The organism is Chloroflexota bacterium (assembly GCA_026706485.1).
Taxonomy (GTDB): domain Bacteria; phylum Chloroflexota; class UBA11872; order UBA11872; family UBA11872; genus JAJECS01.
Window position 1 is genome coordinate 31376 of record JAPOYR010000011.1, and the last position, 13352, is coordinate 44727.

Sequence of the window (13352 nt, forward strand, 5' to 3'; positions counted from 1 at the left end):
CGATTCGCGTCATGGACCCAAATTGCCTGGCGCATGTGCTGACGGCTGGCGAACGGGATCGCTTCGACGCCGAGGGCTACCTGGTGGTCGAAGGCGCCCTGAGCGACGCGGAGGTGACAGCGCTCAACGCGGTGCTCGATCGGCTGCGCGACGCCGACCGGCTGGCATCACCCGAACGCTACGCGGGCATCGACCAGCGGGTGCTCCATCTCGGCTTCATCACACTCGATCCGGCCTTCATGGACCTGATCGACCATCCCCGGCTGTTCCCAAAGGTGTGGGGAATCCTCGGGCCGAACATCTATCTCTACAGCACCCATCTCATCATCACTCCGCCGCAGACCGACGAGTTCGACTCCGCGCGGGACACGCTCAACTGGCACCAGGATTCGAGCTGGATGGGCCGGGACATGCCCGAGATCGCCGTGCCGGCGCGCCTGTCGGTGAAAGTGGCGTATCTCCTCACCGATCACTCGCAGCCCGGCAGCGCCAACCTGTGGGTGCTTCCGGGCGCGCACACGCGGTCCTCCATCGACGTCCCGCCGGACGGTGAGGGCCAGCCCGCCGGCGCCATCCCCGTCTGCGCGCCCGCCGGCAGCGCGGTGATCTTCGACCGGCGGCTCTGGCACGACGGCAGCCCCAATGCCGCGCCGTGGTCGCGCCGGGCGCTGTTCTACGGCTATGGCTATCGCTGGATTCGGCGGCGCGACAAGGATGCAATGCCGGTTCCACCCGACTTGCTCGCCGATGCCGGGCCGATCCGCCGGCAGTTGCTGGACTACCCGAGCGAGGGCCACGAGCCGCTGCAATTCATCGGCGGCGAGTCGCCGCTGCGCGACTGGTTGCGGCAGCACGGTCAGCTTGCCTAGGGTTGATACGAGCCCATTTGGGCGCTCGGATGTCTGCGTCGAATCTGCAAATAGCCTGCATGGCCGGCGCATGCGCCCGACCTACGCTGACATGCCAAGAGGCACCGTCGATAGGCCCGATTCGACCGGGCCGATAGGAGTTTGGTGATGCGCGGAGGACTCGTGCGGTGGCTGGTCGTCGCCGCATTGCTTGGCGTGGTCATCGCCGGCGTGGCCTACCTGCTGGTCTTCATCACCGGCGGAACCGGCGAGGCGAGCGAGCCCATCAGCGCTCCGCAGCTGTCGTTGCCCGCCGCTACCGCGACCCCCGAACCTCCGGCACCAACAGCAACCGCCGCCCCAACGCCAGCCGCGACGGAAGACCCGACGCCGGTGGCAATGTCAGATTCCGAGCCGACGCCAACCGCGGCGCCCGAGCCGACCGCGACCCCGGCGCCGACGCCTGCCGCGACGGCAGCCCCGACGCCAACTGCGGCCCCCACGGCCACCGCGGCCCCGGCGGAGCCGGCGGCGGACGGCGTGCCCTCCGGTGCCGTCCTCTTTCGCATCGTGCCGGAGGAGTCGGAAGTCCGGTTCGAGATCGACGAAATCCTGCGCGGGGCCCCGACGCTGGTCGTTGGAACCACCAACCAGGTGGCCGGCGACTTCATCATCGACTTCGCCGATCTCGCGGCCTCGCAGTTGGGCACGGTGCGCATCAATGTGCGCACCCTGCGCACGGATGAGGAGCGGCGCGACCGCGCCATTCGCTCGCGGATCCTCGAGTCGGCGAGCGATCAGTATGAGTTCACCACGTTCGAGCCCGTGCGCTTGGAGGGGCTTCCCGGGTCGCTCGAGCTGGGACAGACCGTGCCGTTCCAAATCGTCGGGAATCTGGCCATCCGCGACATCACGCGCGAGGTCGTCTTCGACGCCGAGCTGACTGTGGTGTCCGCCGACCGCGTCGAAGGCACGGCGGTGACGACCATTCTGCGCGGGGATTACAGCCTCACGATTCCCAACGTGCCGTTCGTCGCGTCCGTGGACGAAGATGTGCTGCTGGGAATCAGCTTCGTCGCGGTGGCGGTCAGCGAATAGCACCCGAGGCCGCGATTGGGGGGTCGGCCCAATCCTGGCAAGCGTGTCGCAATCCGTTCGTGGCGAGTCCTTCGACAGGCTCAGGACAGGCTCGGTCGAACCACGACGGCGTCCTTCGACGCTGCTCAGAGCCTGCCCTGAGCTCACCGAAGGGACGAACGCGGACAACTCGTGGCGAGCTTGCCCCGAACTCGATACGGCAGCGAACGGACTACGAGTATTCTCGCGTGTGGAGACCATTGCAGAATCCAGCCGGACTTGGGAATGACCGGGCGCATCCTTTCCGCCCCAGGTTCAATGAGGGGTGGATTCCCGCTCCCCGCCTGCGCGGGGACAGGCTTCGCGGGAATGACGAATGGTTACGCAAGGGTCTCCACGTGCGTGAAGTGAATTCCGCAGTTGGTGGCAAGACTGAACGGATCTTCTCCTGGCCGACGAGAAACTGCCTCCCCCGCTACCGCGCAAGTAGAATCCGCGCATGCTTGCCAAGGTACATAGCTGCGCGCTGGTGGGCCTCGACGGCGAGCTCGTGGACGTCGAGGTCGACGTAGCCCAGGGACTTCCCGCCTACACCATCGTCGGCCTGCCCGACGCCGCCGTGCAGGAGGCGCGGGAGCGCACGCGCGCGGCGATTCGCAACAGCGGCGCCGTGTTCCCCAACCGCCGCCTCACCGTCAACCTGGCGCCGGCGGACGTGCGCAAGGTCGGACCGGTGCACGACCTGTCCATTGCGTCCGCCATCCTGGCCGCCACCGGACAGCTGGGCGATATCACCGAGAACCGCGCGGTTTTCCTGGGCGAACTGTCGCTCGACGGCGCCCTGCGGCACACCGACGGGATTCTGCCAATGGTGGCCGAGGCGCGCGCAGCGGGCATGGAGCGCGCGTTCGTTCCCGCCATGAATGGAGCCGAGGCGGCCGTGGTCAGCGGCATCGAGGTGCTGCCCGTGACCTCGCTGCAGCAGCTGATCGCGCACTTCAGCGGCTTGATCCGAATCGAGCCGCTGCCGGCCACCCAAACGACTGTCGATCGCTCGAGCTATCCCGTCGATCTCGCCGACGTGCGCGGACAGGCCCACGTGAAGCGGGCACTGGAAATCGCGGCCGCCGGCGCGCACAACGTGCTGATGATCGGTCCGCCCGGCGCCGGCAAGACGCTGCTGGCGCGCTGCGTGCCGTCGATCCTGCCGCCGCTGGAGCTGGAAGAGGCGATCGAGGTCACCAAGATCTACAGCGTGGCCGGCCTGATCCCGCAGCGGACCTCGCTCATCGCCGAGCGGCCGTTTCGCGCCCCGCACCACACCGTGTCGCACGTTGGTCTGGTCGGCGGCGGCGTGACCCCTCAGCCGGGGGAGATCAGCCTGGCCCACCGGGGCGTGCTGTTTCTGGACGAGTTCCCGGAGTTCAGCCGGCAGTCGCTCGAAGCCTTGCGGCAGCCGCTGGAGGACGGCACCGTCAGCGTCGTGCGCGCCAACTACTCGGTCACGCTGCCCGCTCGACTCATGCTCGTGGCGGCCATGAACCCGTCGCCCGGCGGCTACGCCGAAGGCGGCGACGGAAACTCCACTATGGCCGATGCCGCGCGGCGCTACCGTCGGCGCATCTCCGGCCCGCTGCTGGACCGCATCGACGTGTATGTCGAAGTGCCGCAGATCCCCTATGAGGACATGGCGGGCGGCGACCGGGGCGAGTCGTCCGAAGCCGTCCGCGAGCGCGTGGAAGCCTGCCGGGACATCCAGGCGGCCCGCCTCAATCCACACGATCTGCGGGTAAACGCCGAGATCACCGCGCGCCTGGTGCCGGAACTCTGCGAGATCGACAAGCGCGCCGAATCACTGCTGCGCGGCGCGCACGACCGGATGGGCCTAAGCGGGCGCGGGCATCACCGCACGCTCAAGCTGGCCCGCACCGTCGCCGACCTGGACGGCGCGGAGGTGATCGGGGCGGCTCACGTGGCCGAGGCGCTGCAATACCGCGCCCGCCTCGACGACACGTAGATTCAGCTCGCGGTGCGCCCGCCGCCGTTCGTGGTGAGCCCGTCGAACCATGAACGGCGCCCTTCGACGTTGCTCAGGGCGAACGGAGAAAACCGCTCCGCGTTGCTACGGAACTAGAACCTCGTCAGCCGCCCGCCACCTCGCGCAGCACGTCCTTCCGCAGCTTGCAGATCATGGTGTAGGCGGGATCGAACATGTTCCCCAGGTCGTACTCGACCATGCGGCCGAGCAGCAGGTGCGCCTCGCGGGTTGTCAGCCCGTAGTCCGCTTCGAGCCAGCGCACCATCTCGGACGTGGCGTGCTGCACGGCCTGGTCGAGCGGTCGGAGGTTGCCGGCCGTCATGATGTGGGTGTCGTTTTCGAAGTGCGGCCACTCGATAGTCTTGCCCTTGATGAGGTCCAGCGTGAAGGTCACGTCCAGGGGCACTTCCACGCCCGTGCCGTCCATCTCGCCGTCGCCCTGCAGGGCGTGACCATCGCCGGTGTGGAACAGCCCGCCGGGCGCGAACACGGGAAAGTAGAGCCGCAGCCCCTCGACCACGCCGTTGTAGTCCATGTTGCCGCCGAAGGTCCCGGAGGTGGCGGTCGAGATGTGCTGCCGTCCAGGCGGCGCCACCGCCACGCAGCCGATCATGGTCCGCAGTGGCAGCGCCACTTCGTGGATGCGGTTCCGCGCCGGCGTGGGCTCTCCCGCCGGCGCACGCTCGGGCGGCTGGAGCCGGACGGTGCCGGCCTCTTGGTCGATGTCCCAGAAGGATCGGTCGGCCTCATCGCTGAAGTCGGGCACGTCGTCGAACTCGAGCACGTTGGCCGCCAACGCCGACGAGCTGAATCCCCATGGGCGCGTGATGCGCACCTTGTCGAGCGTGACGACCAGCGTGTCGCCGGGCTCCGCGCCGGCGACCGCGAACGGCCCCGACTGCGGGTTTCCGCGATTGGCGACGGTGTTGCCATGCCGGTCGCCGCCGCGAGCGTCGACGGTGCTCGTGCGCACGCTGTCGCCCGGCTGGACCGTCAGCGGCGGCTCGTGCCAGCCAAAGGTGTTGTGATAGGTCGTGGGCTCGAATTCGTGATGCGCCATGTCGTGTTCTCCCGTCCGGGGGCAGGGCGAGGGCGGCGGCTCGCGGTCAGTTTCTCACTCGCGCGCCGAAGTGGCGCATGGCGCTGGCCGGCATGAGGATCCCCTTGCAGCCGGAACGGCGTCGCCGTCGAAGAACCGCCGAATCGGCCTGCCGCGGTCGGCAGTTGCCGGGACGCATGGGTGGTTTCAAAATTGGCCTCGGGTATTCGTGGTAAATCCGTCGTCCGCCGGGAGACGCAGCATGCGGCGACTTATCGGAGCGCTCGCTGGTGCGGTTCTGATTGGGACCGTGACGGCCGGGCTAGTTCTCGCCCTCAACTACGACGGCGAGGACTACTGCCAGGACTATCCGGCGTGGCCCAACGGGACCTATCTGGGTCAAATGCATCCGTACCACTCGAACTTCTACGCGGGATTCGCCGAACGTCGCGGGTTGGATCCGTGCGTGACCTGGGCTCAGAACCAGCGGGCTTCAGCAGCCCGCGGGCTGCGCGAGCTTGGATACACCGTTGTCGAGCCTCCGGGGGGCTCGCCGGCATTGACCTCGACACCGACGCCCGACCCCGCGCCGACGCCCCCGCCCGTGCCCGCGCAGACTGCGCATGCAACGACGACGTGGGTCTTGGACACGAGCGTGTACGACGAGGCCACGGGAGCCAAACGCTACATTGCCCTTGCCGCACAAAATCGGCGGGTCCTCGCGGTTCGTTGCCAAGACAACCTCATTGACACCATTGTCTATTTTGGCGAAGACGCGCATCTCTCAGGCGATATCAATGGTCTGGTGGCGACACAATGGAGATTCGACGCCAAACCCACGATTTCAGGCGTCTGGGGGACAGCGACGAACAAGGAGTTCATTTTCTCAGGCGCCGCCGTGGCGATGGCACGGCAGATTTTCGCAGCCAGCCGATTCCGCATTCAGGCCACCGACCTGCTGAGCGGCAACCAGTACCTTGCGGACTTCACCCTCGATGGGCGCAGCGATCCGAACCATCCGGTTCGGCGCGTTTTCGGCGAGTGCGGTCTCACTATCGGTGAGAGCTACGTGGGCGAGGCCTTCTGTCGGGACACGGCGGCCTGGCCCAACGGCACCTACCTGGGCCAGATGCACCCCTTCCATGCCGACTTTTACACGGGCTTCGCGGAGAGGCGCGGGTGGGAGCCGTGCGAGACGTGGGCAACCGACCAGCGCAACTCGGCGATACGCGGCCTGCGTGCGCTTGGGTATACGGTCTACAGGTAGCTCAACGAATCCCGCGGCGGACGATTGCCGAAGAATCCGTAGTCCCGGCGGCCGCCTGAATGGCTATGCGCTCTTGACCAGTATTCGTACTGCTCGAACTGCATGCGGGAGTGGGTCAGGGTGAGGGGGCGGCCGGTAGTCCTCTATGACGGCCGGTGCGCCTTCTGCCGCGTCTGCGCCAGAGTCCTGCGATGCCTCGACCGAGGCGACCGCCTTGACCTGTTGGACTTCAACCGTCCGGAAGCCGAAGCCCTCCTGGCACCGCTCCCGGCAGCGGAACGCCGCACCGCTCTCCACATCGCGGACACTGAGGGCTCGGTCCACTCCGCCGGCCCGGCGCTGCGCCGGGCGCTGGCCGAAGCCATCGGTCCAGGTGCGGAGCGGGTGCTCACCAACGCGGCGGTCGCGCCGGTGGTCGACGCCGCCTATCGCGTCGTTGCCGCACGGCGCCACCACCTCGGGTGGACCGAGCGGTTCACGCGCCGGCACGATGCGGGCAATTGACCCGTGGCGCCGGTATTGAGAGTGGACACGGCGCGGATATGCCCGGCCGGCAAGCGACCGGTACGCTACAGCCCAATTCCCGCCTGCCGTTCTCACTGAGGAGTCCCGCCCTTGAGTAATCGACTGAAGGTGATGATCACCGGCGCCACCGGCGTGATCGGGCGCACGCTGATGGAGGACCTGGACGGCGTTTTCACGCTCACCGGCACCTCGCGCCAGCCGCAGGACGATCCGCGGTTTCGGGTGCTGGACTTCGACGACATCGACGCGGTGGCCGAGGCGTTTGCCGGGCAGGACGCGGTGGTCCACATGCACGCCAAGTCGAACCACGACACGGACGAGCTGGAGCCGTATCTGCAGCCAAACGTCGTCGGCGTCTACAACGCCTACGAAGCGGCGCGGCGGGCCGGCGTGAAGCGCTTCGTGTTCGCCAGCTCGAACCACGCCACCGGCTGGTACGAACTCGTGGGCGAGCGTTGCGACGCAGAGTCCACGCCGCGTCCGGACGGCATGTACGGCGTCGCCAAGGTCTGGGGCGAGGCGGTGGGCCGCTACTACTCGGACCGCTTCGGGATGGAGGTCGTCTGCCTGCGCATCGGCAGCTATAAGTACCGCCTGAAGCCGCCGGAGTGGGACTCCGGTGCGCGCATCCTCTCCACCTGGCTGAGCGACCGCGACCTGGTCAACCTGGTGCGCCGCTCGGTGGAGGCGCCGGGCATTCGCTGGGGCATCTACTATGGGATTTCGGCCAACGCGCGCGCCTACTGGGACATCACCAATGCCGTCACCGAGCTGGGTTTCCGCCCCCAGGACAACGCGGAGGAATTCGCGGACGAGGTGCTGGCGAAGGGCGGCGAGTACGACCTCTGGGGCTACACGACCGAGGGGATGGTCTAAGGGACGCCCATGACCGAAAGCACGACGGCGACGCTGCCGGCGCGGCCCTTTGGGCGTCATTCGGACCGGGTGTCGATCATCGCCCTCGGCGGCGGTCACATCTCGCGACCAGGGGTAACCGACCAGGAAGCCGAGCGCATGATCCGCACGGCGCTCGACAACGGCGTTACCTTCTTCGACACGTCCTGGGACTATGCCGAGGGCCTCAGCGAGCGCCGCTACGGCCGGGTCCTGCCCGACCATCGCGACGACATCTTCCTCATGTCGAAGGTCTGCGACCGGACTCGCGATGGCGCCCTGGAGCAGCTCGACGAGAGCCTGCGCCGCCTGCGCACCGACTATCTCGACCTCTGGCAGTTCCACGAGATCAACTACGACAACGACCCCGAGTGGATCTTCGAGCCCGGCGGCGCCGTCGAGGCCGCCGAGATCGCCAAGGCCCAGGGCAAGGTGCGCTACGTCGGCTTCACGGGGCACAAGAGTCCGCACATCTTCAAGAGCATGCTGGCCGCCGACTACGAGTGGGACTCCTGCCAGATGCCGGTGAGCGTCTTCGACCACCAGTACCGCAGCTTCATTGCCGAGATTCTTCCCGAGCTGAACCGCCGCGGCATCGCCTGCATCGGGATGAAGTCGCTAGGCGGTAATGGGCAGTTCATCACCGAAGGCGGGCTGACGGCGCAGGAGCTGCGGCGCTACGCGCTGTCGCAGCCGATCACATCCCTGGCCTGCGGCGCGGTCACCCACGCCGATGTCTTGCAGGACCTCGAAATCGCCCGCACGTTCACGCCGATGACGGAGGACGAGCAGCAGGCGCTGCGCGATCGGGTGCGGCGCCAGGCCACCGACGGCCGCCACGAGTGGTTCAAGACCTCGACCTACTTCGACTCGCCCTATCACGCGGATGCCCACGGGTTCGGCAGCCACCTGAGGATTCCCCGCTTGCCGTGACGGCCGCGACAGTCCCTCGTCACCCCGGTGCCCCGGCCCCTCACCCCAACCCTCTCCCCATGGGAGAGGGAGTCGGACGCCGGAATGACGGAGGAGTACTCCCCGGCCTCCGTGTGCGAAAGTGAAGGGCGCGCTTGGCCAACTGGATGTGTCGATGACTGACGAGATCGACCGGCTGGTATGCGCGGTGGTGCACAACGACGACGCCAACCGCGTAAATCAGGCACTGGTCGACGAGGGCTACGGCGTCACCCGCATCACGGCGCAGGGCGGATTCCTGCGCCGGGGAAACGCAGTCTTCGTCATCGGCGTGGCCCAGTCGGCGGTCGACGCCGTCATCGACGTGCTGAAACGGAGTGCACACCAGGCAGCCGGTGCGGACGCCGGCGGCTCGGCCTACGGCATCGTATTCGTGGTGCGGGCCGGCCAGTTCGCGAGGCTCTGACGTGACCATGACCGCCGGCGGGAACGACCGCCTCGCCATCGCCGTGGTGCAGGACGCGGACGCGATGCGCCTATCCAACGCGCTCAACGACGCCGGATTCGCGCACACGCGGATTCCGACGCGCGGAGGATTCCTGCAGCGCGCAAGCGAGGCCATCATGGTGGCCTATTCGCACACACGCCACGAGACCCTGATGGAGCTGATCGCCAGCCAATGCCAGACCCGCAGCGAGATGCAGATCGTCTCGCTGGCCGGGGACACGATGCTGCTGGCGGAGCCGGTGGAGGTCGAGGTCGGCGGCGCCACGGTCTTCACGCTGGAGATCGAGCGCTTCGTCCGGCTCTAACCCGCGCGGCGCCTGGCGCATAATGCGCGCGCCGATCCGCACGCGAAACGCCTGATGACCGACCAAATCATCGACGTATCCGGGCACTTTGGCGCCGTGCCCTTCGCCCGCGCCGCGTGGACTCCGGCGGAGGTCGTGGACCGCGCGTCGGCCGTGGGGATCACTCACACCTACGTCACGGCGCTCAGCGGGATCTACCACGAGGCGGGCCTGGGCAACGCCGACGCCCTCGCCGCGGCCGCACGGCATGGCGAGCTGACGGCAGCCGCAGTGGTCGACCCGCGCTCCGGCAGCCGGGTGCTGGACCAGGTCGAGGAGTCGATTGACGCCGGCGTGCGGCTGTTTCGCGCGTTTCGCGGCGCGCAAGGCGCCTGGCCGCCGCACGAGGCGACGTTTCTGGCCGCCGCCCGCCGGATCGCCGACGCGGGCCTGGTGCTGATGGCCGACCTGGGCAACCCCATCGGTGAGCTGACGGAGTTCATGCACGCGCTGGGCGACCTGGATCTGACGATCGTTTTCGCCAACGTGGCCTACGCCACGCTGGGCGAGGCGCTCACGGTCATGCGGAGCGATCCCCGAGTCCACCTGGAGAGTCACCGGCTCTGCCGCCCCGACACGCTGGAGCTGATCGCGTCTGACGTGGGCGCCGACCGCGTGCTGTTCGGGACCTCCGGGCCGCCCTTCAACGCGCTGTCGGCGCTCAACCTGGTGCGACACGCCAACCTGCCCGAACCGGACCGCCGGCTCATCCTGGCCGGCAACGCGCTGCGGTTAATCGAAGGCCGCGAAGTGGCCGACCGGGCGACTCCCGGTCTTACGCCCAATCCGTTCGGCCCGCCCGTGCGGGGTCCCGAGACCGTGCCGATCATCGACATTCACGCGCACAACGGCGCCTGGCCGTACGCCGACGCCACCAGCCGCGACAACCACGGCATCACCACGCTCGAGCGGCTGATGGTCAAGTACAACGTGGAGCAGACGTTCGCCTCATCGGCGCTGGCCATCACCAACGACTTCCGCCGCGGCAACCGGGAGCTGGTGGAGAGAAGCCGTGGACGCGGCACCATCCGCCCGCTGGTGACGATCACGCCCCACGACGTCGCCGGATCGTGCGAGGAGATGGACCGGTGGTATCCCGAGCCGCACGTTGTGGGGGCCAAGCTGCACACACAGTTGTCCCGCGTGCCCATCGGCGATCCGCGAATGGCCGCCCTGTTTCAAGAGGTCGCCGCTCGTGGCAAACCTGTGGTGAATCACGTGATGGCGTTGGGCGGATTCGATCCGCCGACCGAAACCCAACAGGTGGACGGCATCGTCGAGCTGGCGGCAACGCATCCGGACCTGACCGTCGTGGCCTATCACGGAGGCGGTCTGGATTGGGAGCGGATGCTGGAGCTTGCCGCGCCGCTGCCCAATCTTTATGTCGAGTACGCCAGCTCGTGGCCGCAGGACAACCCGGTGCGCGCGGCCGTCGAGCGGCTGGGACCGAGTCGCGTGATGTTCGGAACGGACATGGACCTGCTCTCGCCGTCGCTCATGGTCGGGCTGGTAGACAGCGCCGGTCTCGATCCCGCCGCCTACGCCGCGGTGATGCACGGCAACGCGAGGCGGGTGTTCAGGCTGGGGCTCGCGAGGTCGCCATAAGGGCGAATGCGACGGGCGGCGTCGCGGCTATTGCGAATCGATGCAGCCTCGATATAAGCTTAGCCTAGCTTAGCTAAGGCAGGAGTATCGCCATGCAAGTCAACATGCACGAGGCCAAGTCGCAGCTCTCGCGACTCGGCGAGCGGGCCTGGGAGGGCGAAGAGGTCGTCATCGCGAAGGCGGGCAAGCCGTATCTGCGGCTGGTGCCCTTCCGGCCAGAGAACAAGCCGCGAAGGCTTGGCGACCTCAAGGGCCAGATCTGGATCGCTCCCGACTTCGATGAGACGCCCGAGGAAGTCATCAAGGCCTTCGAAGGCGACTTGTGAGGCGCCTGCTGATGGACACCCATGTGCTCCTGTGGGCACTTGGGGCCGAGCAAATGCTTGGAAACGACGTGCGTCAAGCCTTAACCGATCCGCGGAACGACGTATTCGTCAGCGCGGCTAGCGTCTGGGAAGTCGCTATCAAGAGCGCGCTCGGGAAGCTGCGAGCCCCCGAGCACTTGGCCGCGGCGGTTGAGGCAGCCGGATTCACCGAGCTTCCGGTGACGTTCATTCACGCCGAACAGGCGGGGAGCCTGCCCACGATTCATGGCGATCCGTTCGACCGGATGCTGGTGGCGCAGGCGCAGATCGAAGGGCTCACCCTGGTGACCGCCGACGCCAACATGCTGCGCTACCCCGTCCGCACGATGGCGGCGCGGGACGGCGTCTAGCAGCAAGCGATTTGCTGGAGCCGACGGTGGGATTCGAACCCACGACCTGAGCTTTACGAAAGCCCCGCTCTGCCAGCTGAGCTACATCGGCGAACGGAGAAAAGCCTAGCACTGGCACTCCAGCCGCCCCTTCGCAAGGTGTTGCACTTCGTTTGTGGACTTGGGGAATCCAGGCCGGTTGACTCCGGCCCCGCAACATCGACCCTGGACCCCGGCTTCCGCCGGGGTGACGGACCGGGAGGACTTGCGCCCCCTTGAAGGACGGGCTCGGTCAGACGCCCCAGACATCCCGCATGACCTGCCGCACGGCCGGCGGCCCTTCGATGGTGGCCACTTCGTCGGCGGCCACCTGCACGTCGGGCGGAGCGTGCGACATGGCGACGCCGCGGCCGGCCCATTGCAGCATCTCGATGTCGTTGCGGTCGTCGCCGACGGCTACGACCTCGGAAGCGTCGATTCCAAGCTCGCCGGCCAGCCAGGCCACGGCTTCCCCTTTCGTCCCACCGGCGGGCAGGGATTCCAGGCCTCCCGCACCGAGCCGCTCACTCCACCAGGACACCGTCGAGACGACCTCGGCAAGTTCCTCATTGATTCGGCGTTCGGCGCCGGCCACGGCTTCACGGTCGCCGAAGGCGAACACCTCGACGGGCGGCGCGGCAATTGCCGTGCTGGGCATGGGGCGAATGATCGGCAGCTTGGTCGACAGGTAGAGCCGCGTCGGGGCATGGGTCCACCACGCGCCGTCGCACAGGTAACGCTCGCCGGCGAAGGGAGTCTCGACCCAGATTCCGGCCATGCCCCAGTCTCGATAGACCCCGAGCACCGCAGCGGCGGCGGCGTGGGTCATGTGCCGGCCTCGCAGTACGTGCCCGTCGCTGACGCACCGTACGATGCCGCCGTTGTTGAGGACGGCATAGGCAGAGCCGGGAAGCTCGCGCACGACTTCGGCGGTGGCATATGTCCCGCGGCCAGTAGCGACGACAACCGTGACTCCCTGCGCGGCGACATCGCCGAGCGAGCGAATCACGTCTGAATCTGGTCCCACGCCGGGCCACGTCAGCGTGCCGTCCACATCGAGCGCGAGGAGTCGGGGGCGCAGGCTAGTCCTCATCGAACGCGTCGCCGCCATCGTCCAAGTCGGAAGCCACGTCCTCGAACTCGGCGTCGTCGGGCATTTCGCCGGCCTCCATGCGCCGCAACATGGGCTCGAATTCGTCGGGCAATGCTTCGCCCATCTCCTCGCTCATTTGGCGCGTCATGCGGGCGAGGCTGCGCGGATCGCCGGACTCCAGGCCTTCCATGGCGGCGTCCATACCCGAGAAATCTTCGTCGCCCGCGCCGTCGTCCGACGCACCGCTGCGGACGATGGTGACGCGCGACAGCAGGCGCTCCAGCCGATCCGAGCCGCAGTGGGGACACGGCGGATCCTGCACAGCGGCGAATGTCTTGAAGAGCTTGGTGGAGCGCCGCCGGCAGTCGGGGCAGCGGTAGTCAAAGACTGGCACCGGAGGGTGGAGGCCGCGCTGGAACAGCCAGCGCAGGGACGCCGCAAGTGTACGGCGCGCCGCAGTTTGCGGATGC

The 13352-nt window shown here is 67.7% G+C and carries 15 protein-coding genes and 1 tRNA gene; 12 read left to right on the forward strand and 4 right to left on the reverse strand.

Annotation, left to right across the window (positions count from 1 at the left end; translation table 11 throughout):
* The first annotated feature begins 11 nt into the window (after window positions 1-11).
* The 3 genes from OXG79_09620 to OXG79_09630 all read left to right on the forward strand — a co-directional run bounded on the left by OXG79_09620 (window position 12) and on the right by OXG79_09630 (window position 3942).
* Window positions 12-869 (forward strand): phytanoyl-CoA dioxygenase family protein, encoded by an 858-nt coding sequence (locus OXG79_09620; protein ID MCY3784030.1) that lies wholly within the window; start codon window positions 12-14, stop codon window positions 867-869.
* A 147-nt stretch (window positions 870-1016) separates the two neighbouring features.
* Window positions 1017-1946 carry a YceI family protein gene (locus OXG79_09625; GenBank protein ID MCY3784031.1) on the forward strand — a complete coding sequence of 310 codons (930 nt, stop codon included), beginning with the start codon at window positions 1017-1019 and terminating at the stop codon, window positions 1944-1946.
* 478 nt (window positions 1947-2424) lie between these two features.
* Complete coding sequence (locus OXG79_09630; protein MCY3784032.1) at window positions 2425-3942, forward strand: YifB family Mg chelatase-like AAA ATPase; 1518 nt, start codon at window positions 2425-2427, stop codon at window positions 3940-3942.
* A 124-nt stretch (window positions 3943-4066) separates the two neighbouring features.
* Here OXG79_09630 and OXG79_09635 read toward each other — a convergent pair whose 3' ends face one another.
* Window positions 4067-5023: an acetamidase/formamidase family protein gene (locus OXG79_09635; GenBank protein MCY3784033.1), complete on the reverse strand. Its 957-nt coding sequence runs from the start codon at window positions 5021-5023 to the stop codon at window positions 4067-4069.
* 241 nt (window positions 5024-5264) lie between these two features.
* Here OXG79_09635 and OXG79_09640 point away from each other — a divergent pair, with 241 nt between their 5' ends.
* From OXG79_09640 to OXG79_09680, 9 genes are all read left to right on the forward strand, one after another.
* Window positions 5265-6269: a hypothetical protein gene (locus tag OXG79_09640; GenBank protein ID MCY3784034.1), complete on the forward strand. Its 1005-nt coding sequence runs from the start codon at window positions 5265-5267 to the stop codon at window positions 6267-6269.
* Between the two features lie 102 nt (window positions 6270-6371).
* Window positions 6372-6773: a DCC1-like thiol-disulfide oxidoreductase family protein gene (locus OXG79_09645; GenBank protein MCY3784035.1), complete on the forward strand. Its 402-nt coding sequence runs from the start codon at window positions 6372-6374 to the stop codon at window positions 6771-6773.
* A 111-nt stretch (window positions 6774-6884) separates the two neighbouring features.
* On the forward strand, window positions 6885-7670 hold the full coding sequence (locus OXG79_09650) for an NAD(P)-dependent oxidoreductase (GenBank protein ID MCY3784036.1): 786 nt from the start codon (window positions 6885-6887) through the stop codon (window positions 7668-7670).
* Between the two features lie 9 nt (window positions 7671-7679).
* Complete coding sequence (locus OXG79_09655; GenBank protein MCY3784037.1) at window positions 7680-8621, forward strand: aldo/keto reductase; 942 nt, start codon at window positions 7680-7682, stop codon at window positions 8619-8621.
* A 154-nt stretch (window positions 8622-8775) separates the two neighbouring features.
* Entirely contained in the window at window positions 8776-9066 is a 291-nt protein-coding gene (locus OXG79_09660) for a cyclic-di-AMP receptor (protein ID MCY3784038.1), read from the forward strand.
* A 7-nt stretch (window positions 9067-9073) separates the two neighbouring features.
* On the forward strand, window positions 9074-9412 hold the full coding sequence (locus OXG79_09665) for a cyclic-di-AMP receptor (GenBank protein ID MCY3784039.1): 339 nt from the start codon (window positions 9074-9076) through the stop codon (window positions 9410-9412).
* A 54-nt stretch (window positions 9413-9466) separates the two neighbouring features.
* A complete protein-coding gene (locus tag OXG79_09670) occupies window positions 9467-11056 on the forward strand; it encodes an amidohydrolase family protein (GenBank protein MCY3784040.1) in 1590 nt (529 codons plus the stop codon).
* 92 nt (window positions 11057-11148) lie between these two features.
* Window positions 11149-11382 (forward strand): type II toxin-antitoxin system prevent-host-death family antitoxin, encoded by a 234-nt coding sequence (locus tag OXG79_09675; protein MCY3784041.1) that lies wholly within the window; start codon window positions 11149-11151, stop codon window positions 11380-11382.
* Window positions 11379-11771, forward strand: coding sequence for a type II toxin-antitoxin system VapC family toxin (locus OXG79_09680; protein MCY3784042.1), 393 nt, complete (start codon window positions 11379-11381; stop codon window positions 11769-11771). Before OXG79_09675 ends, OXG79_09680 begins: the two co-directional genes overlap by 4 nt.
* 15 nt (window positions 11772-11786) lie before the next feature.
* On the opposite strand, the gene OXG79_09685 is transcribed toward OXG79_09680, so the two are convergent.
* The 3 genes from OXG79_09685 to OXG79_09695 form a co-directional block, all read right to left on the reverse strand.
* Window positions 11787-11862 (reverse strand) — tRNA-Thr (locus OXG79_09685).
* A 180-nt stretch (window positions 11863-12042) separates the two neighbouring features.
* On the reverse strand, window positions 12043-12882 hold the full coding sequence (locus OXG79_09690) for an HAD family hydrolase (protein ID MCY3784043.1): 840 nt from the start codon (window positions 12880-12882) through the stop codon (window positions 12043-12045).
* On the reverse strand, window positions 12872-13276 hold the full coding sequence (locus tag OXG79_09695; protein MCY3784044.1) for a zinc ribbon domain-containing protein: 405 nt from the start codon (window positions 13274-13276) through the stop codon (window positions 12872-12874). Before OXG79_09695 ends, OXG79_09690 begins: the two co-directional genes overlap by 11 nt.
* Window positions 13277-13352: the final 76 nt, after the last annotated feature.